The organism is Desulfobulbus alkaliphilus (assembly GCF_016918545.1).
In the GTDB taxonomy this organism is placed as follows: domain Bacteria; phylum Desulfobacterota; class Desulfobulbia; order Desulfobulbales; family Desulfobulbaceae; genus Desulfobulbus; species Desulfobulbus alkaliphilus.
In genome coordinates this window covers 20,993-38,681 of the sequence record NZ_JAFFQC010000016.1, presented here as the reverse complement: position 1 = coordinate 38,681, position 17,689 = coordinate 20,993, and the positions used below count along the sequence as shown (strand labels likewise).

21 protein-coding genes and 1 pseudogene are annotated in these 17,689 nt (G+C 55.4%); all 22 read left to right on the top strand.

What is annotated here, in order from left to right; genetic code table 11:
* The first annotated feature begins 12 nt into the window (after positions 1-12).
* The 22 genes and pseudogenes from JWG43_RS10060 (at position 13) to fliS (ending at position 17,687) form a co-directional block, all read left to right on the top strand.
* Positions 13-747: a FliA/WhiG family RNA polymerase sigma factor gene (locus JWG43_RS10060; RefSeq protein ID WP_205242792.1), complete on the top strand. Its 735-nt coding sequence runs from the start codon at positions 13-15 to the stop codon at positions 745-747.
* A gap of 173 nt (positions 748-920) precedes the next feature.
* Positions 921-1,331 (top strand): hypothetical protein, encoded by a 411-nt coding sequence (locus JWG43_RS10055; RefSeq protein ID WP_205242791.1) that lies wholly within the window; start codon positions 921-923, stop codon positions 1,329-1,331.
* Positions 1,332-1,554: 223 nt separating this feature from the next.
* On the top strand, positions 1,555-2,292 hold the full coding sequence (gene flgF, locus JWG43_RS10050) for a flagellar basal-body rod protein FlgF (RefSeq protein ID WP_205242790.1): 738 nt from the start codon (positions 1,555-1,557) through the stop codon (positions 2,290-2,292).
* A 168-nt stretch (positions 2,293-2,460) separates the two neighbouring features.
* Entirely contained in the window at positions 2,461-3,243 is a 783-nt protein-coding gene (flgG, locus tag JWG43_RS10045; protein WP_205242789.1) for a flagellar basal-body rod protein FlgG, read from the top strand.
* Positions 3,244-3,247: 4 nt separating this feature from the next.
* Positions 3,248-4,198: a flagellar basal body P-ring formation chaperone FlgA gene (gene flgA, locus JWG43_RS10040; RefSeq protein ID WP_205242788.1), complete on the top strand. Its 951-nt coding sequence runs from the start codon at positions 3,248-3,250 to the stop codon at positions 4,196-4,198.
* A 2-nt stretch (positions 4,199-4,200) separates the two neighbouring features.
* The gene (locus JWG43_RS10035) at positions 4,201-4,938 is read left to right on the top strand and encodes a flagellar basal body L-ring protein FlgH (protein ID WP_205242787.1); all 738 of its coding nucleotides are present in this window, start codon (positions 4,201-4,203) and stop codon (positions 4,936-4,938) included.
* A 29-nt stretch (positions 4,939-4,967) separates the two neighbouring features.
* The gene (locus JWG43_RS10030; protein ID WP_205242786.1) at positions 4,968-6,083 is read left to right on the top strand and encodes a flagellar basal body P-ring protein FlgI; all 1,116 of its coding nucleotides are present in this window, start codon (positions 4,968-4,970) and stop codon (positions 6,081-6,083) included.
* A gap of 126 nt (positions 6,084-6,209) precedes the next feature.
* The gene (locus tag JWG43_RS10025; RefSeq protein ID WP_205242785.1) at positions 6,210-6,524 is read left to right on the top strand and encodes a rod-binding protein; all 315 of its coding nucleotides are present in this window, start codon (positions 6,210-6,212) and stop codon (positions 6,522-6,524) included.
* 164 nt (positions 6,525-6,688) lie between these two features.
* On the top strand, positions 6,689-7,255 hold the full coding sequence (locus tag JWG43_RS10020) for a hypothetical protein (protein WP_205242784.1): 567 nt from the start codon (positions 6,689-6,691) through the stop codon (positions 7,253-7,255).
* A 25-nt stretch (positions 7,256-7,280) separates the two neighbouring features.
* Complete coding sequence (flgM, locus tag JWG43_RS10015; RefSeq protein WP_205242783.1) at positions 7,281-7,568, top strand: flagellar biosynthesis anti-sigma factor FlgM; 288 nt, start codon at positions 7,281-7,283, stop codon at positions 7,566-7,568.
* Positions 7,569-7,573: 5 nt separating this feature from the next.
* Positions 7,574-7,927, top strand: a complete 354-nt coding sequence (locus tag JWG43_RS10010; protein ID WP_205242782.1) for a flagellar protein FlgN — start codon at positions 7,574-7,576, stop codon at positions 7,925-7,927.
* Between the two features lie 243 nt (positions 7,928-8,170).
* Complete coding sequence (flgK, locus tag JWG43_RS10005; RefSeq protein ID WP_205242781.1) at positions 8,171-9,583, top strand: flagellar hook-associated protein FlgK; 1,413 nt, start codon at positions 8,171-8,173, stop codon at positions 9,581-9,583.
* Positions 9,584-9,586: 3 nt separating this feature from the next.
* Positions 9,587-10,555, top strand: a complete 969-nt coding sequence (gene flgL / locus JWG43_RS10000) for a flagellar hook-associated protein FlgL (protein WP_205242780.1) — start codon at positions 9,587-9,589, stop codon at positions 10,553-10,555.
* A 176-nt stretch (positions 10,556-10,731) separates the two neighbouring features.
* On the top strand, positions 10,732-10,977 hold the full coding sequence (csrA, locus tag JWG43_RS09995) for a carbon storage regulator CsrA (protein WP_205242779.1): 246 nt from the start codon (positions 10,732-10,734) through the stop codon (positions 10,975-10,977).
* Positions 10,974-11,405, top strand: a complete 432-nt coding sequence (locus JWG43_RS09990) for a flagellar assembly protein FliW (protein WP_205242778.1) — start codon at positions 10,974-10,976, stop codon at positions 11,403-11,405. The genes csrA and JWG43_RS09990 overlap by 4 nt, the downstream gene beginning before the upstream one ends.
* A 382-nt stretch (positions 11,406-11,787) precedes the next feature.
* On the top strand, positions 11,788-13,293 hold the full coding sequence (locus tag JWG43_RS19905) for a flagellin (RefSeq protein ID WP_205242777.1): 1,506 nt from the start codon (positions 11,788-11,790) through the stop codon (positions 13,291-13,293).
* Between the two features lie 72 nt (positions 13,294-13,365).
* On the top strand, positions 13,366-13,575 hold the full coding sequence (locus JWG43_RS09980; protein ID WP_205242776.1) for a hypothetical protein: 210 nt from the start codon (positions 13,366-13,368) through the stop codon (positions 13,573-13,575).
* A 269-nt stretch (positions 13,576-13,844) separates the two neighbouring features.
* Positions 13,845-14,588, top strand: a pseudogene (locus JWG43_RS20230) (flagellin N-terminal helical domain-containing protein); the annotation flags it as partial.
* A gap of 372 nt (positions 14,589-14,960) precedes the next feature.
* Positions 14,961-15,338 (top strand): flagellin, encoded by a 378-nt coding sequence (locus JWG43_RS20225; protein ID WP_371925172.1) that lies wholly within the window; start codon positions 14,961-14,963, stop codon positions 15,336-15,338.
* Positions 15,339-15,410: 72 nt separating this feature from the next.
* Complete coding sequence (locus JWG43_RS09970) at positions 15,411-15,752, top strand: flagellar protein FlaG (RefSeq protein WP_205242774.1); 342 nt, start codon at positions 15,411-15,413, stop codon at positions 15,750-15,752.
* Positions 15,753-15,846: 94 nt separating this feature from the next.
* Complete coding sequence (fliD, locus tag JWG43_RS09965) at positions 15,847-17,238, top strand: flagellar filament capping protein FliD (protein WP_205242773.1); 1,392 nt, start codon at positions 15,847-15,849, stop codon at positions 17,236-17,238.
* Positions 17,238-17,687: a flagellar export chaperone FliS gene (fliS, locus tag JWG43_RS09960; protein ID WP_205242772.1), complete on the top strand. Its 450-nt coding sequence runs from the start codon at positions 17,238-17,240 to the stop codon at positions 17,685-17,687. The genes fliD and fliS overlap by 1 nt, the downstream gene beginning before the upstream one ends.
* Positions 17,688-17,689 lie beyond the last annotated feature (2 nt).

Genomic DNA, 17,689 nt, shown 5'->3' with positions numbered 1-17,689 from the left:
GGATACCCCACTATGATTCCTCCTGTACCCCCCCTAGATGATCGTTCACAATTGATCCGGGACAATATGCCCTTGGTAGAACTGGTGGTGCAGCGCATGACTCCTCAGGTGCCCACCTTCATGACCAGAGAGGACATGATCAGCGCCGCCATGGTCGGCCTGGTGGATGCGGCCAACAAGTTCGACCCGGCAAAGGGTGCACAGTTTAAAACCTTTGCCGAATACCGGGTTCGCGGCGCTATTCTTGACGAAATGCGAAAACTTGACTGGTTCTCGCGAACCATGCGGGATAAGCAGAATCAATTGACCCAGACCATGCTCCGTTTGGAACGTCAACTGGGTCGCTCACCGGAGGAGGATGAAATGGCCCGGGAAATGGGATTGACCTTGGAGGAATACCACAATCTTCACAGTGAGGTCAGACACCTGGGCTGCGTCAGTCTCCACGAAACCCTGGACCACACGGAAGAAGGACGCAGTTTTCTCGACAACCTGGAGGACATCACCGGTCCTGCCCCCATCGACAACCTGGAAAAAGAGGAATTGACCGGAATCATAGCCGAAATTCTCGAGGAACTGACCGAAAAGGAACGGCTGGTCGTCGCGCTGTACTATTATGAGGAACTGACCCAAAAAGAGATCGCCGAAATTCTCGAAGTCTCGGAAGGCAGGGTCTCCCAGATCCATAGTCAAGCCCTGCTGAAACTCCGCGTCAAATTGATTAATTTCGACCTGTATGAACCGTAACCAGTATCCACCCGGAAACGAGATCTGCTGCCCTCAATCGAGGTTTGCTGGGAATTGTAATCGCAGGCATACACAAAATATTCCAAGGATTACATTTGCCGGTGCAACGAAGAGTGAGGCACATAGAGCCGTTTCTGGATGGGAACCAACCAACATCCGCGTAAGGGAAAGCCATGATTGACCCCATCCATTGCCTCATCGGCGGCAGTATCATTGTCACCCTCCTCTTTGCCATCGTCCTGCTCTGTATTCGCCGTTTCCAGGCCCAACATGCCAGCACAACACAACGAATCAGATCTTTGCGGGAAAAAATCGACACCGCTCTCCAAGACGAGTGCTCTCCCACTCCCAAAGAAGCCTTCAGTACCACCCTGAAAACCGTACAACTGACAACAGGCCTGCAAATGCCCCGGCTGCGGAATCAAGCCAAACTCCACCAGGCGCCCCCGGAAAAATACACCATTCTTCGCCGGTTGGCCTCCCAGGGAATGAAAGCCGAGGAAATCGCCGCCATCCTTGGCATTTCGCATATCGAGGCGACCCAACTCCTCAGTCTCAACAGCATGGCCCGAAGCAACCGCTGAACCACGACCTGCCGATATCCTGAATCCGTGGCGACTGGACTCTTGTTTCGGATATATTTTGCTGTAATCAGATTATAATCGCACTACAACCTTTGACAATAACCTTCACCAGCCGCCCTGCGGGGCGGATTCAGGGATATTTCACGGCTTTCCCTGTTAAGAAAAAAACCGTGCGTGCCGAAAAGAGAAGTACCAGACAATTCAGGACAGTCAACGGAGGAGTATGGGCTCAGGTAAATACAGCGCTCTCAGTGGAGCAGTGGCGAGAGAACAGGCCATGGGAAATATCGCCGCCAATCTGACCAACGTCAACACCACGGGATTCAAGAAGGACCGCATCAGCTTCGCCGCTATCCTGCGAGGAGCCAAGCAGACCGCAGATGCCCGCGGTATCAACTTCACCAGAATCCGCGAAATCGGCACCGACTTCAGCCAGGGCGGCATGCAAACCACCGGCAGATCCCTGGACCTCGCCATTGACGGCGAAGGATTTTTCAAGGTGCAGGGCAACAATGAAGTGTACTACACCCGATCCGGCCACCTGATGCTCGATGAAAACGGCCTCCTCAAGACCTCCGAGGGTTTTACCGTTCTCGGCGAAGGCAATCAGCCACTGCAGCTCGACCCGGCCATTGGGGCCAATATTCACATCAATGAATGGGGAGCTATTGCCGTCAACGGCATCCCGGCCGACGGCAGGCTGCAGCTCTTTGCCGTCAACGAACCACAAAACCTGATTAAATCAGGGACATCGTTGTACCGTCTCGAAGAGGGAGGGGGCGATCAACCCATGGAGATTTTCCGGGTTATCCAGGGTAAGCTGGAAACTTCCAATGTCAACATGATGGAGGAGATGGTGACCATGGTCGCCGCGCAGAGGGCCTTCGAGGCCCATCTCAAGGCATTGGAAGCCTACTCCAAGCTGAGTGAAAAACAGGATGAACTCGGCACGGTATCCTGACCATCGAATGTTTATATATTTTGACATGGATCCGTGAGCGGCCGGTGCAGGATATTACCAAAGGATTTTGCTGCAAGTACAATCTGATGACAGCAAAATATTTCCAAAACAAGAATCCAGCCTTCACGGATTCAGGATAAAGTCAATCTTCACCAAGAGGCGCCGTTTATGCGATCACTCTGGACAGCAACCACGGGCATGTCGGCCCAGGACCTGAACATGGATGTCATCGCCAACAACCTGGCCAATGTATCCACCACTGGATTCAAAAAGAGCCGGGCCGATTTTCAGGATCTGCTCTATCAGATCATGAAAGTTCCCGGCAGTCCGACCTCGCCGGACACCATGGCGCCCACCGGTATCCAGGTCGGCCTGGGAGTCAAACCCGCGGCGGTAACCAAGGTCTTCACCGAAGGGGACATTGTCCAGACCGAAAATCCCCTGGATGTAGCCATCATGGGCCCCGGCTTCTTTCAGGTCATTATGCCTGACGGCAATCTGGCCTATACCAAGGCCGGCAACCTCAAACTGGACGGTGAAGGCCGCCTGACCAACTCGGACGGCTACCCCATTGATCCGGAAATTATTATTCCCGAGGATGCCCGGCAGATCACCATCAGTGAAACCGGCGTGGTCAGCGCCATTCTCGGCGACGACACCATCTCGATCGAACTTGGCGACCTCGACCTTGCCGATTTTGTCAACGAGGCTGGCCTGCTCGCCATCGGCCGCAATCTCTTTCGGGAAACAGAGGCCTCCGGAGCCGCCATCATCGGTATTCCGGGCAATGATGGCTATGGGACCCTTTTGCAGGGCTACGTGGAAAACTCCAATGTCAACCTGGTGGAGGAAATCGCGTACATGATCACCACCCAACGGGCCTTTGAAATCAACTCCCGAGTGGTTTCCACTTCGGACGAAATGATGCAGACCGTTAACAACATGGCGTGATACCGTGAAGAACCTGTTCCTGTTTGTTCTCCTTCCCTGCCTTCTGATCACTGCTGCTCCGGCCGCGGCCCGAGTATCGGTTCATTTCCAGAGCGAAGCCGTGGTGACCGGAAACAGAATCGTGCTGGCGGATATTGCCGCCATCGTTCCCGAGGCCGGCGCCGAGGCCATCGGCGCCCTGCCGGTGGCCTCGGCGCCGGCTCCGGGAGGGACCAGACGAGTCCACACGGCCTCGGTCATCACGTCTCTACGCAATCGCGCGGAGGTCGCCGAAGTCGAATGGATGGGCAGTGAATCCATTCTGGTTCACCGCAGGGGATTCCGTGTCGATCACGACAAAATGGGGGAAATCATCGGCGAGTATCTCCTTGAAAACGCCCACAGACTGCCCAGGGGAGAAATCCGCTTCACCCCGTTGCGGGCCCCCGAGGAATTGGTCCTTCCCTGGGGCGAAATCAACTGGTCGGTGACTCCCTCCCGACCCGGCATCATCAACAGCACAAGCTTTTCCATCTTTTTCACCGTGGACGGTGCACCCGCGGGCAACTGCATCATCAGCGGCCGATTGGAGGTTATCGCGGAAGTTCCCACCGCCGTCACCACCCTCCACCGGGGCGACCTGATTACCAAGGACAATATCACCATGGAACGGCAGGTACTCTCCAGGCCGGATCGCCCGATTCTCGACAAGGAGGAGATTGTCGGCATGCAGATGACACGGACCGTCAATGCCGGCAGGGTCATCGAAGAGGTCCACATCACCGTGCCGCCCGTTGTCAAGGAAGGAGAGATGGTCAAAATTCATGCCCGTAAAGGGAGTCTGTACATATCCACCAGTGGTATCGCCAGGGATGACGGCGGCCTGGGCGAACAAATTCGGGTTCGCAATATCGCCTCCAACAAACTGATTCATTGCCGGGTCGACGGACCAGGCATGGTTTCCGTGGAGTTTTAGTCATGCACGATACACCTCACCGCCACCAAGGTTCCGCGGCAACCCAGCGCCAGAGATTCTGGATCACATTCCTGCTGGTCTTCAACCTGACCCTGCTGAGCAGTTGCGCCCGCCAGGCTCAGGAAGTCATCGTCCTGCCCGACCCTTTTACCGAACCCGTGGTGACCGCTCCCCAAAGGCTCTCCCCTGGCTCACTGTGGACTGATGACGAAAGCAACCTGCTGGCTGACATCAAGGCCCGTCGCATCGGTGATATCGTCACGGTTATCATTCAGGAGAAGGCCAGCGCTTCCAAGGAGGCCAGCACGGCCACCGATCGCTCCTCCGGAATGAGCGCCGGCATATCCAGCCTGTTTGGCTACGAAAGGATTCTTGAAGATAAAAATCCCAACCTGGACATGAGTGCCCTGGTGGACGCTTCATTCAACAATTCCTTTTCCGGAGGAGGCAAGACCACCCGCTCGGAAAATCTGGTGGCGACCCTCACCACGCAGGTGATTGATGTCTACCCCAACGGCAACCTGAAAATCCAGGGGGGCAAGTCGGTGACTGTCAACAATGAAAGTCAGATCATCTACCTGACCGGCATTATTCGTCCTTTTGATGTCAATTCCGATAACACCATAGATTCGGGCAATATTCTCAATGCGCAGATCGCCTACACCGGTAAGGGGGCGGTTTCCGACAAACAGAAACCCGGCTGGCTGATGCGCATTTTCGACAATACCTGGCCCTTCTGAAGACGGGCTGCTCCAGGAGACACCCAATCATGCCGCGAAACCTGATACCAGTCTCTGTTTTTCTGCTTTTCTTTCTGGTCCTTTGCCCCTTTGCCCATGCCACCCGCATTAAAGACCTGGCGGATATCGAAGGAGTCCGTGACAACCACCTCATTGGCTACGGACTGGTGATAGGCCTCAACGGCACCGGCGATGATATCAGAAGATCCGTCTTTACCAGACAGGCCGTTATCAACATGACCAAACGTGTGGGGATGAGTCTGACTCCTGACCTACTCAGGCAGCTACGTACCAGAAATGTCGCCACGGTTATTGTCACCGCTGATTTGCCCCCCTTCGCCCGTCCAGGGTCGGCCATTGATATCATGGTTTCCTCCATCGGCGACGCGTCCAGCCTCTCCGGTGGCACCCTGATGATGACGCCCCTCAAAGGACCGGACGGTATCACCTATGCCGTTGCCCAGGGACCGCTGGCGGTGGGGGGCATTGCCTTTGGTGGACGGGCGGCCAGAGTGCAGCAAAATTTCCCCACCGCCGCCCGGGTCACCGGTGGCGCCATTGTCGAACGATCAGTCAACTATGCCCTGCCGCCCTCGGGTGATCTGCTTTTTCAGCTGCGGGAAACCGACTTCACCACCGCCACCCGGATGACGGATGCCATTAACGGCTCGTTCGGAGAAGGAACTGCCCGCTCAATAGATTCCCGAACCGTGCACGTCCGCAAACCTCCGACCTACACAGGGGACCTGGTCACCTTTATCGCTGACCTGGAACGAATAGAAATCGAACCGGATACGCCCGCGCGGGTGGTGCTCAATGAACGAACCGGGACCATTGTCATGGGGCAGAATGTGCGCATTTCCACCGTGGCGGTCTCCCATGGCAATCTCAATCTGGTCATTTCCGAGTCCATCGAGGTTTCCCAGCCCGACCCTCTCAGCGACGGTGTCACCGTGGCCGCTCCGGCAACAACCATTGATTTGCTTGAGGACGAGGGAAATCTGGTGGTCATGGAAATGGGGGTCAATATCGGTGAAATCGCCAAAGCCCTCAATGCCATCGGCGCCACGCCCAGGGACCTGATCGCTATTTTTCAAGCTATCAAGGCAGCCGGGGCATTGCACGGCGAACTCGTCATCCTTTAAGCTTGGTGCAAACACGGCCGCCCCCGCAGGCGCTCTCTTTGCGAATCTTCGGAATCATAAGGAAATGGGCAACCCGTGGCCGCCTGCCCATCATTTGTTCAACTCTGCACAGGTAATAATGCGCTTATGAAAACCACCTTGGACCCCATGATCCTGCTTCCTCCCGTTTCTCGGGAACCAGATATCAACCATGCTTTGCGAGACAGGGAATCACTGAAAAAATCGTGCCGGGATTTTGAAGCGCTCTTCCTTCAGTCCTTGTTTCAATCCATGCGAAAAACCGTTCCTGAAAGTGAACTATTCGAGGAGAACACCACCACGGATTTTTATCGGGACATGCTCGACATGGAAATCGCCACCAAAATAGCCCATCACCAGAGTACCGGCCTGGCCGAACAGATGTATACGCAGATGGAACAGCATCTGCCCCCTTTGAAGTAGTGCTCGCATGCGTCCTGCAACAGGATCTCGGCGAGAAGTAAAAAAAAACAAGAAGAAGGGTAAAGTTTCTTTGCCGCGCTGCCGATAGAAAAGAACAGGAAAGAATTTCTCCTGTTCAACCGGGCCAGGAAGGCCCCGCAAACACTGCAGGGAGGCAGAACAACATGGTACAAGGCATCAGTCACAACCGGATTCCCAACTCGCTGATCAACCCGAATAACAGGGGAATGGAGATTGAACATCTCCCCAAGGGCAATGAACGTAGCCCAGGGCCCGATGTATCAGACCGGGTCAACCTGCGAAGCGAGTCCAGCTCAACTGTCACGTATTCCGGCGCTGCCCAGTTGCACGCCGCTGACAGGGCGCGATACGGGATGCTGCAAAACCTGGTAGCCAACCTGCTCCAAGAGCAAGGCATACACACCAAGATCGCCATTGGCGACAAAGAGATCGACATCGCTGCGCTGACGCCCGAAAAGGCTCGCGAACTGATCAGTGACGACGGATATTTTGGTGTGGAACAGACCTCCGACCGGATTTTCCAATTTGCCGTGGGCACAGCCGGCGGGGACCCATCTCGCATTGAAGCGATCAAGGAAGGAATCGACAAAGGGTTTGCCGAGGCAAAAAAAGCCTTTGGTGACTGGTTGCCGGATATATCCTACCAGACCTACGATGCGGTGATGGAAAAACTGGATGCCTGGGTGGCGGAATCCAAGGCTGTGGCCTGATACATTTATCTGACAGGTGAACGTGATGACCGTGAATTTTTTCGGAGTTAACGGAATGGGGCAGATCGGGGGACCAAACAAGGTGCACCGACCCGGTGAAACGCAGAAAACCACCAAAACCGAAGGGAAAGAGGGACCCAGTTTCTCCTCCGCCCTCCAGGGGGCGACCGCTGCCCAGACTGGGCCCAAGGTGGAAGACCCCGAACGGGCTGCCCGTGTTCAGGCGCTCAAAGCGCAGGTCGCCAGTGGCCAGTATCAACCGGACCTCAACAAAGTTGCCGCCAGCCTGATGAAATTTCTGGTGGAAGGATGACAACCATGGACCGTGAAACCGTCCGCGATCTGCTGTGCCAACTGCGCGATACCATCCGCGATGAACGCGAGCATGCCAAGGCACTGGATCTGGAAGCGATGGCCGCTGATGTCATACGCAAGGAAGCCCTCATCGGTATGCTCAACAAAGTCGACCGTCTCCACCCGGACGACGAGCCCTATGCCCGTGAGATACAAGAAGAGAATCGGCGTAATGCATTCCTTTTTCGTGCCTCCCTCAACTGGATTCAGGAAACCATGGAATTCTTCGGCCGCAAGACTGTGCCGGTAACCTACAGCCAACAGGGGGTCTCACAAAACAACGCCATCAATGGCCGCCTGCTCTCCGGTCGTATCTGATCCCCTTCCCCTCTTTTGCCGGCTTCTCCCCCTGGCGGCAGATCCCTTCGTTTTTTGTCCCTGCCTTGCAGTCAGCCTTCTTTTTTCTCCAGCCTTCTAAAGTCCACCGCTGATTCAACCGATACAACAGTACCTGACAAACCGTCTCTGTGCGCATGATCACCGCCCGGAAACGTAAGCTACCAAAGCCCCTCCCGCGGCCTTTTCCGTCGGCTCGGGGCATGGATTGGATACGGTACCCCCATGACCAGCCTGCTCAACGCACTCAATTCCGGCAGAACCAGCCTGCTCACCAACCAGAAATCAATCGAGATTGTCGGCAACAACGTTGCCAACGTCAATACCGAGGGGTATTCGCGGCAACGCGCCGACCTGACGCAGATCCCGGCGGTCAATTTCGGTGACTTCTTCATCGGTCAGGGAGTGACGGTCTCCAATGTCACCCGGGATTACAGTGTGTTCATCAACCGGCAACTCCAGGATAAAACCATTGAATTCGGCACGGAAACCGGCCGCTCCGGATCCCTGACCCAACTCGAACGGATTTTCAGTATCGCCGGCGACAATCTTGCCGGCGAAATTGATAAATTTTTTGATGCCTGGCAGGAACTGACCACCAATCCCAGCGGTCAGGTGGAACGGGACGTGGTTGTCCAGCGCGGTAAACTCCTGGGCGACGCTTTTCGCGGCCTCACCGACGAACTGGACACAGTGACCCGGAACATGAACACCGAAATCATCTCCGAGGTGGAATACCTCAATGAAAAAGTCGGGGAAATCGCCAACCTCAACCAGCGGATCAGCCTGGTGGAAATATCCGGCCAGACCGCCAACGCGGCCCGCGATCAGCGTGATCTCCTGGTTCAGGATCTCTCCGAAATGCTGGGGGTAAAGACCTATACCGACAATCGCGGCATGCTCGCCGTGATGTTGCCCGGCGGCCTGCCCCTGGTGCAGGGCAATATGGCCATGTCCATCCAGACCGTGACCAGCGGCTCCGATGTCGACCTGCAATTGGTTGCCGCCGGCAATACCATTGATCTGGACCTTGAAAACCTTGGTGGCAGGTTCAAGGGCATGTTCGAGATGCGGGATGTGTTCATTGCCGATCTGCGCAGCGACCTCGACTCCCTGGCCGTTGAGTTGACCAGTGCGGTCAACGATGTCCACACCACCGGCTGGTTCATTGATCCGGTCAGCGGTAATCCGGCCACCGGCCAGCTCTTTTTCAACGACCTGACCGGCCCGCCGGTGATGGAAAATGCTGCCCGCCATGTGGCCATGGCCTTCACGGACGGTCGGTATGTAGCCGCCGCCGGCCAGGACAGCGCTGCTCCCGGCGACAACGAGACCGCCCTGGCCATCGGCCGCCTGGAGACGACCCATGCAATACCCGGAACCAACGACACCTTTGACAGTTTTTTCAGTCAGATGGTGGCCACGGTCGGCATCGAAGCCTCGCGGAACAAACTGGCGCTGACCGGAAACAAGGATGCCGTCATCCAACTGCAGAATCTGCGTGATGGCTACTCAGGGGTTTCGCTGGAAGAGGAAATGATCGACCTCATCCGCTTTCAGCGCGGTTTTGAATCCTCGGCCAAATTTCTGGCCACGGTCGATGAAATGATGAATGCCCTGCTCCAGCTCAAGAGGTAAGATATGAAAGCCACCCAGGAAACCACTTACAGAATGCTCGGCTCTCGTCTCAATGATGTGGCCCTCCAGTTGGAAGAACTACGCCGCATCGGGGCCACGGGCAAAAAACTCAATGTCCCCTCCGATAATCCGGCCTCGATCCGCCCGGTGCTCAATACCCGCAAACAGATCTCCAATGTCGACCGTTATCTGGAAACGATGGGCAAGTCCCTGGATACCATGCAGGCCACCGATGGGCACCTGAACCATGTGGAAAACATCATGCAGCGGGCCAAGGAGATCATGACCAATGCCATCAACGGCTCGCTCAACGATGCCGACCGGACCGTCCTGGCCGACGAACTGGTGCAAATGCGCCGGGAACTGCTCGATGCCGCCAACGGTACCGTGGATGGGAAACACCTGTTTGCCGGCTATCGCGAGGATACCCGGCCCTTTGTTGAAAACCCGGCCTATGATCCCGACCTCTACGATCCCGGTGACTCAACCACCTGGCCGGTCTTTTATCAGGGCGATGAAAATGCCACCTCCCTGGAGATTACCCCCGGCGAACTGATCCAGGTCAATCTCACCGGCAACGAACTTTTTTTTGGTACCACCACCTGGGACCCGAACAACCCCAACAGTATCGAGGCCGGTCGCTACGACCTTTTCGCCGAATTGACCCGGGCCGAGGAAGCGATTCGTACCAATGACCCGGCAGCCATGCAACAGAGCATGGCCGACCTGGAGGGGGCAGCGGAACAGAACCGCCGACTCCGCTCCAAACTCGGTAATCTCGCCAACCGGGTGGCAACCGCCATGGACTACCAGCAGGGAGTGCGCATCGACCTCAAACAAATCCTGTCCCGGTATGAGGATGCCGACGCCATCGAGACCTTCAACGCCATTGTCCAGCAGGAAACCGCTTTCCAGGCTGCGCTTAATGTCACGGCCAAGGTCTCCCGACTCTCCATCCTCGATTATCTCTGATCCAGCCAACCAATCAAAACGCTTGCCTTTTCCATCTGTTTGCAGGATAGTAGGCCAATATTTTTCCCACTCCGCAGGCCAATGACGTTGTGTTGGGGATTGAACCCTCCGCGGCATGCCGATTATTCGACATTGCGATCCCGGATCGTTGTCCCGAACTTTGAGCAGGTGTACGTATGCTGGTGCTGACCAGAAAACCCGGTGAAGGTATTATCATCGGGGACAATATCACGATCAAAATCATTGAGATGAAAAGTGGCGGCATCCGCATAGGCATCGATGCGCCCCGTGACACCAAGATCTACCGTCAAGAGGTCTTTGAACGTATCCGCCAGGAAAACATTGACGCTGCGGCCGGCTGGAACATGACCGACCTGGATATCCTCAGTGACAAGCTTGCAGACAGGACCTTAAAAAAATGAAAACCATACACACCCGTTTTGGTGAAGTGGAGTACGATCCGTCCAATGTGATTCATTTTCCTGATGGCCTGATCGGTCTGGATCAGCTCAAACGCTTCCTGGTCATACCCAACAAAAAGCAAGGCCCCCTATTCTGGATTCAATCCATTGATGATCCGGCCTTCGCCTTCGTGGTCACCGACCCGACCAACTTTTTCCTCGATTATGTCGTCCTGCCGGACGACAAAGAACGTGAGAAACTGGGCATCGATCCCCAGGGCACCTGTTTTGTGCTGGCCATTGTCTCGGTCTTGGAAAATAAGGACATCACCCTCAACCTCTCCGGCCCCATCCTGTATGCGCCGGAAACCAACCGAGCCATGCAGGTGATCCTGGAAGACTCCTGCTACGATACCCGCACGCCACTGCCGAAGGTCGAAACAAAATAAGCATTCAGGCGTGCCCTTTGTCCAGGAGCAGGTCTGAGCGCTCTTGTCTCTGCATATCCATCCCGTGGCAATTCATCCCACCCCACAGATCCATCCCAGGCGCGAGGGCGGGTAAACGATTGTATCTTTTGCTCACACGGATCCCGCACAGGTTTGTGCGATGAAGCACGAACCGCCGACAAAAAAATCTTTCCTCAAAAAAAGGCCGCCATTTCAGGCCACTTCTTTTTTTAAAAAAAAACTTAAGCTCTACGCAGCACTGTCCGAAAAGCGTATCGAGAGACAGTACAGCATTGAGCATTGAGAGTACAGTTACGTTTGTATCGTTAGCCCCCAGGTCAACCTCTGGACGACCGAGGCTAAGAAATTCATGGAGGAAACCATGGCTTTAACGATCAATACAAACGTCGCGTCCCTGAATGCTCAAAGAAATCTGGGCCGTTCCCAGGGAGACCTTGCCACGTCCATGGAAAGGCTCTCCTCGGGCCTGCGCATCAACTCCGCCAAGGATGATGCCGCCGGCCTGGCCATCTCCAACCGGATGACCTCCCAGATCCGCGGCCTCAACCAGGCGGCCCGCAACGCCAACGACGGCATCTCCCTCTCCCAGACCGCGGAAGGCGCCATGCAGGAATCGACCAACATCCTGCAGCGTATCAGGGAACTTGCCGTGCAGGCCGCCAATGCCACCAACTCCGCCGCCGACCGTGCCGCCCTCCAGGCCGAGGTCAATCAGCTGAAGACGGAGATGAACCGCATTGCCCAATCCACCACCTTCAACGGCCTCAAGATCCTGGACGGCACCTTTGTCGCCCAACAGTTCCAGGTTGGCCCCAATGCCAACGAGACCATCGGTGTGTCCATCAAATCCATGTCCGCCGATGACCTGGGAAGATACACCCTTGATGCTCCCGACGCCGTTAACACTCAACCCAACGCAGGCACAGGTTCGGTGACGGTTCCGGCCGCCACTCTTCCGGACCCGATCACCAACACCGTCCCCGCGCAGGACCTCACCATCAACGGGAGCAGAGGCGCGGCAGATATTCCCATTGAGGCCAACGCTACTGCTTGGGATATTGCCACCCAGATCACCAACAATGCTTCCAAGACTGGAGTCACCGCCACTGCCCGTACCACGGTAACCCTTGGCAACCTGGTACCTGATGGTATTGTCTCCATGACCATTGGCAGTGGCGGCAATACAGCCACGGTGAACGCTGCTGTTTCCGCCACGGATATGGGCAACCTGGCCGCGGTCATCAATGACCAGAGCGGTGCCACCGGGGTGGTGGCCTATCTCGAAGGCAGCTCCCTGCAACTTGTTCAGGCAGAAGGCAAAAATATTGAGATTTCCGGCTTCACCCACTCCGACGGAGCCGGCGTAATTCAGATAACCGGTACGGACACCAACCCGGCAACATTAGACAATACCAATGGTAGTACCGTTGCCACTGGTACGGTTGAATTGTCTTCCCAGGATTCCTATACGGCAACATCCAGCGTCAGTGCCGCCGATGGCAGCGTTTTCAACAACCTCGCTGCCGGTGACACGGTCATCGCCATCCTCGAGGAAGTGACAGCTATTGATATCAGTGACATTCTCGGCGCCAACGACGCCCTCAAGATTGTTGATGCCGCCCTCGGCAAGATCGATGCTCAGCGGGGGGATCTGGGTGCACTCCAGAACCGGTTCGAATCGACCATCGCCAACCTGCAGAATGTGGCCGAGAACCTGACCGCGGCCCGCTCACGGATCCGGGATGCGGATATCGCCCAGGAAACCTCGGAGATGACCAAAAACAACATTCTCCAGCAGGCCGGTGTGTCCATCCTTACCCAGGCCAACCAGACTCCGCAACTCGCCCTGCAGCTCCTGCAGGGATAAGCCGCTCTCCCCTCGCCTTCCTGATCCGGAGGGGTCTCTGCCCCTCCGGGTCTTTCATCCGAGAATCAGCCCATGAAAATCCTCATATTTCAGTATAACAGGGAAAACTCCGCCATTATCACGGAAAGCACCCTGGCAAGCGAACAACCGCCGGGGCACAGCGGTCTGGTCACCAATCGTTTTCTGGCCAATGGGTATGCCGACCGATTGCTTTGGGAAGAAGCCGCCTCCCTGCGCCTCAAGGAACCGCGGGAATATATCATACCTGGAACCTGGCAATAACCATCACCCACGGGGGTGAGTTTCTGCCGGAAACAGAAAAATTTTTTATTTATAAAAAAAACTAAAGTTTTCTCACCGTCGGTTCGATACATACATCAAGGGCATGACGCCCTCGACAAACCACAACCGACCATTGACATAAAACAGATAATCATTAGCTCAGGAGGCGCCAATCGGCGGCACTTGAAAACACAGTACAGCTGGATCGCAAAAAAACGGCAAGGATGCCGCAAGAAGACAAGCCAACATAATATTCATGGAGGAATATCATGGCACTGACAATCAACACAAACGTAGCTTCTCTCAACGCTCAACGCAATCTCGGGGCAACCCAGAACAACCTGGCAAACTCCATGCAGCGTCTCTCAAGTGGTCTGCGGATCAACTCTGCCAAGGACGATGCCGCCGGTCTGGCGATTACTGACCGGATGACCTCGCAAATCCGCGGCCTTAATCAGGCCGCTCGCAACGCTAACGACGGTATTTCCCTGGCCCAGACCGCGGAAGGGGCCATGCAGGAAAGCACCAATATTCTCCAACGTATGCGTGAGTTGGCCGTCCAATCGGCCAATGCGTCCAACACTTCATCCGACCGGGCATCCCTTCAGTCTGAAGTCAATCAGTTGAAAAGCGAGATGGATCGGATCGCCAACACCACCACCTTCAACAGCCTCAACATCCTGGATGGCTCGTTCATCACGCAGCAGTTCCAGGTCGGTGCCAATGCCAATGAAACTATCAACATCGGCATAAGCTCCATGCGTGCGGGTGACCTTGGCCGCTATGTTGATTCCTCCGTCAATGAAACGGCCAATCAAGGCAGTGGTTCCGCAGCAGCAGCCGCCAACGCTCGGGTGGCAAACAACACTATTGGCGCACAGACCCTGACCATTGCCGGTAATCGCGGCAGTGAAGAAGTGTCCGTGGTGGCCAGTGCCACCGCTGAGGCGATTGCCAACTCAATAAACGAACAATCTGCAAATACCGGAGTTGAAGCAACAGCGAGAACAACAGCTACCCTCTCTGGCCTCAGTGCTTCCGGAACGGTTACCCTGACCCTGGACAGTGATGGTGCCGAGGCAACAGTATCCGCAGCCGTCACCGATGGAGACCTGGAAAATCTGGCCAGAGTCATCAATGACAGCTCCGGCACGACCGGTATCACTGCCCAATTCAGCGGTGGCGAGATCACCCTGACGCAGACCGAAGGAAAAAATATTCATATTACCGGATTTGACCACAGCGGCGGCAGTGGTGAAACCATTAATGTTGCCGGTCCTGCAGACGGTACCGCTGTAGAGTTGACGCAAGGTGGGAATAATTCCACGGTTGTCGCCGGAACCATCGAGTTGACATCAAACGCCTCGTTCTTTGCTTCCTCAAGTGTGGCAGCTGCAGCCGGATCCATTTTTAATGTCGATGCAGATACCAACGTTGCTGCTCAAGGTCAATTTATTTCGGCGGTGAATATCAGCAGCCAGGAAGGCGCTCAGGATGCCATCGATATTATCGATAAAGCCATAGGTAAAATCGATGAAGAGAGGGGTAACCTTGGTGCTCTTCAGAACCGCTTTGAATCCACTATTGCCAACCTGCAGAATATCTCCGAAAATATATCGGCTGCCCGGTCGCGGATCCTGGATGCAGACATCGCGCAGGAAACCTCCAACATGACCAAGCAGAACATTCTCGCCCAGGCCGGAATTTCTATCCTGGCCCAGGCCAATCAGAGTCCGCAATTGGCCCTGAGCCTGCTCGGCTAATGTATCTTCCCCCGGGGGACCACTTTGGTCCCCCGGCTTTGATGTGTTTCTCACTACGCTGGAGGCAGCACGATGAATATTGACACCATGGGCGCAACAGTTTTCACTCCTCCCCGAGCCAACGAACCGGCTCAGCAGGTGGTGCGGCAACGGCAGGACAGCCAGCAGCCGCAAAGCAGTCCTCAGGAAAACAAGATGCAGCCGGAGGAACTGCTCAGCCAGATCAAGACTATTACCGAGGACGGCCTGTACAGCGTCCGGTTCGAACGGGACTCCGGGAGCGAGCAGCTGGTGGTCTCGATCGTTGACAGCAATACCGATGAAATCATCCGGCAGATCCCACCGGAAGAACTGCTCAACCTTACCAAGCAGCTCAAGGAGCTGAGCGGCAATGTCGTCAACACTCAGGGCTGATTTGCCAGGCACGCACCAAGGAAAACGCCTGGCAAGAACCGGCAGCCACACCCAGGCAGAATGACCCCATCCTGAACATGCGAAGGCACCAACCATGACTATTCAATTCAGCGGCTTAGCCACAGGACTGGAAACGGGCAGTATCATCGAACAGTTGATGAATGTTGAACGTATGCCCATTGCCCGGCTGGAAGCGGATAAAACCTGGCTCAGCAACCGTTTGTCGGCCTTTACCGAACTCGATTCCAAACTGAAATCTTTTGCCGATGGGATCAAGGATCTCAATTATCGGGATACCTTGCTGCAACGTTCAGTCAATCAGAGCTCCACCGAAACACTCACCGCTTCGGTGTCACGGGAGGCCCATACTGGTGCCAACTATCAGGTGGAAGTTGTTGCCCTGGCCCAGGTCCAGAAATCAGTTTCAAGCGGATTTGCGGAAGATGCTCGGTTCGGCACCGGCTCCCTCACCCTGACCGTAGGCGAAAACATTCATACCATCGAGCTTGAGGAAGCCACTAACTCCCTGCAGGATATCATGGCAGCCATCAACACTGCCGACCTCGGGGTGACCGCCGCTATCATCAACGACGGGACCGAGGCACCTTTGCGACTGATCCTCACCGGTGCTGATGTTGCCAGTACCTTTTCCCTGGATGACAGCGGCCTGACCGGCGGCACCACCAGCCTCGGCTCCTTCAACCTTGACGATGGCACCGGAACCATCATCAACCCTCCGATCCAGGCTGCTTCTCGAGCCCATATCCGCGTCGACACCATTGACATCTATAGCGACTCGAACACGCTGACCGAAGCCATACCCGGCGTCACCGTGGATCTTCTCAAGGTGCGGGAAGGGGAAACCACCACCTTGAACATCGGCCTGGACAAAGGCAGTATCAAAGCAACCATCGAGGCCTTTGCCAAAGGGTACAATGAAGTCATGAGTTTTATCAGCAGCCAGTCGGTGATTGACCAGAAAGGCGGCGGTATCCTCGGCGGTGATGCCAGCATGAACACAATCAAGCGCCGGCTGCAAAACATGCTTACCCAGACTACCCCTAACTCCGGCGTCTTTTCCACCATGTCCCAACTCGGATTCGAGACGCAGAGAGACGGTACCCTGGTGGTCAACGATCAGACCCTGTCCGCGGCCATCGACAACAACCTGGACAGTGTGGTCAGTCTATTGGCTGGAGAAGAGGGTGCAGTTGGCGCGGCAACACAGTTCAAGGATTACCTCTTCGCCATGACCAACTCCGGCACCGGCATGCTCAGCGGCAAGAAAGAAAGTGTCGACAATAACCTCAAACGCATCGATACCAGGATAACCTCCATGGAATCACGACTGGAGCAACGGCAAAAAACCCTTGAATCCCAGTTCAGTGCCATGGAGATGCTGGTCAGCGGCCTCAATGCCCAATCCTCCTACCTGACCCAGCAGATGGATTCGCTGAGTAACATGATGAACTACAGGAGACGATAATGAATGGATACACCAATCAATATGTGGCCAACTCCGTCAATGCGGCCTCGCCGGAACAACTGATGCTGATGCTCTATGACGGTGCCGTCCGTTTCATCTCCCTGGCCATCCAGGCCATCGATAACGGTCAGATCGACAAACGGGCTTATTATATCAATAAAACCTCGGCTATTGTCTCGGAATTTGCCGCCACTCTCGATCACAATCAGGACGCCAAACTGGCGGAAGACCTGGACGCTCTCTATAGCTACATGCTGGGCAGGATGATGGAGGCCAATCTGAAAAACAAGACCGAGCCCTTGCATGAAGTGAAGACAATGCTGAGCGACCTGCGAGCTACCTGGGCCCAGGCCATTGAGATCAACAAGGAGAAAAAAAGCGGGACCGCCGGAACCGATACGACCTCATCCGGCACCAATGCCTACCGACCGCTGGTGGCGGCTATGTGAGG

Bases quoted from the DNA above. Each gene is read 5' to 3' on its own strand.
- JWG43_RS10030 (WP_205242786.1), top strand. From the start codon at position 4,968: ATGCCGCGAAACCTGATACCAGTCTCTGTTTTTCTGCTTTTCTTTCTG.
- JWG43_RS09990 (WP_205242778.1), top strand. From the start codon at position 10,974: ATGAAAACCATACACACCCGTTTTGGTGAAGTGGAGTACGATCCGTCC.
- JWG43_RS10025 (WP_205242785.1), top strand. From the start codon at position 6,210: ATGAAAACCACCTTGGACCCCATGATCCTGCTTCCTCCCGTTTCTCGG.
- JWG43_RS09980 (WP_205242776.1), top strand. From the start codon at position 13,366: ATGAAAATCCTCATATTTCAGTATAACAGGGAAAACTCCGCCATTATC.
- fliS (WP_205242772.1), top strand. From the start codon at position 17,238: ATGAATGGATACACCAATCAATATGTGGCCAACTCCGTCAATGCGGCC.
- JWG43_RS10010 (WP_205242782.1), top strand. From the start codon at position 7,574: ATGGACCGTGAAACCGTCCGCGATCTGCTGTGCCAACTGCGCGATACC.
- JWG43_RS10060 (WP_205242792.1), top strand. From the start codon at position 13: ATGATTCCTCCTGTACCCCCCCTAGATGATCGTTCACAATTGATCCGG.
- JWG43_RS10055 (WP_205242791.1), top strand. From the start codon at position 921: ATGATTGACCCCATCCATTGCCTCATCGGCGGCAGTATCATTGTCACC.
- flgF (WP_205242790.1), top strand. From the start codon at position 1,555: ATGGGCTCAGGTAAATACAGCGCTCTCAGTGGAGCAGTGGCGAGAGAA.
- flgL (WP_205242780.1), top strand. From the start codon at position 9,587: ATGAAAGCCACCCAGGAAACCACTTACAGAATGCTCGGCTCTCGTCTC.
- fliD (WP_205242773.1), top strand. From the start codon at position 15,847: ATGACTATTCAATTCAGCGGCTTAGCCACAGGACTGGAAACGGGCAGT.
- JWG43_RS10035 (WP_205242787.1), top strand. From the start codon at position 4,201: ATGCACGATACACCTCACCGCCACCAAGGTTCCGCGGCAACCCAGCGC.
- JWG43_RS19905 (WP_205242777.1), top strand. From the start codon at position 11,788: ATGGCTTTAACGATCAATACAAACGTCGCGTCCCTGAATGCTCAAAGA.
- csrA (WP_205242779.1), top strand. From the start codon at position 10,732: ATGCTGGTGCTGACCAGAAAACCCGGTGAAGGTATTATCATCGGGGAC.
- flgM (WP_205242783.1), top strand. From the start codon at position 7,281: ATGACCGTGAATTTTTTCGGAGTTAACGGAATGGGGCAGATCGGGGGA.
- JWG43_RS09970 (WP_205242774.1), top strand. From the start codon at position 15,411: ATGAATATTGACACCATGGGCGCAACAGTTTTCACTCCTCCCCGAGCC.
- flgG (WP_205242789.1), top strand. From the start codon at position 2,461: ATGCGATCACTCTGGACAGCAACCACGGGCATGTCGGCCCAGGACCTG.
- flgK (WP_205242781.1), top strand. From the start codon at position 8,171: ATGACCAGCCTGCTCAACGCACTCAATTCCGGCAGAACCAGCCTGCTC.
- JWG43_RS10020 (WP_205242784.1), top strand. From the start codon at position 6,689: ATGGTACAAGGCATCAGTCACAACCGGATTCCCAACTCGCTGATCAAC.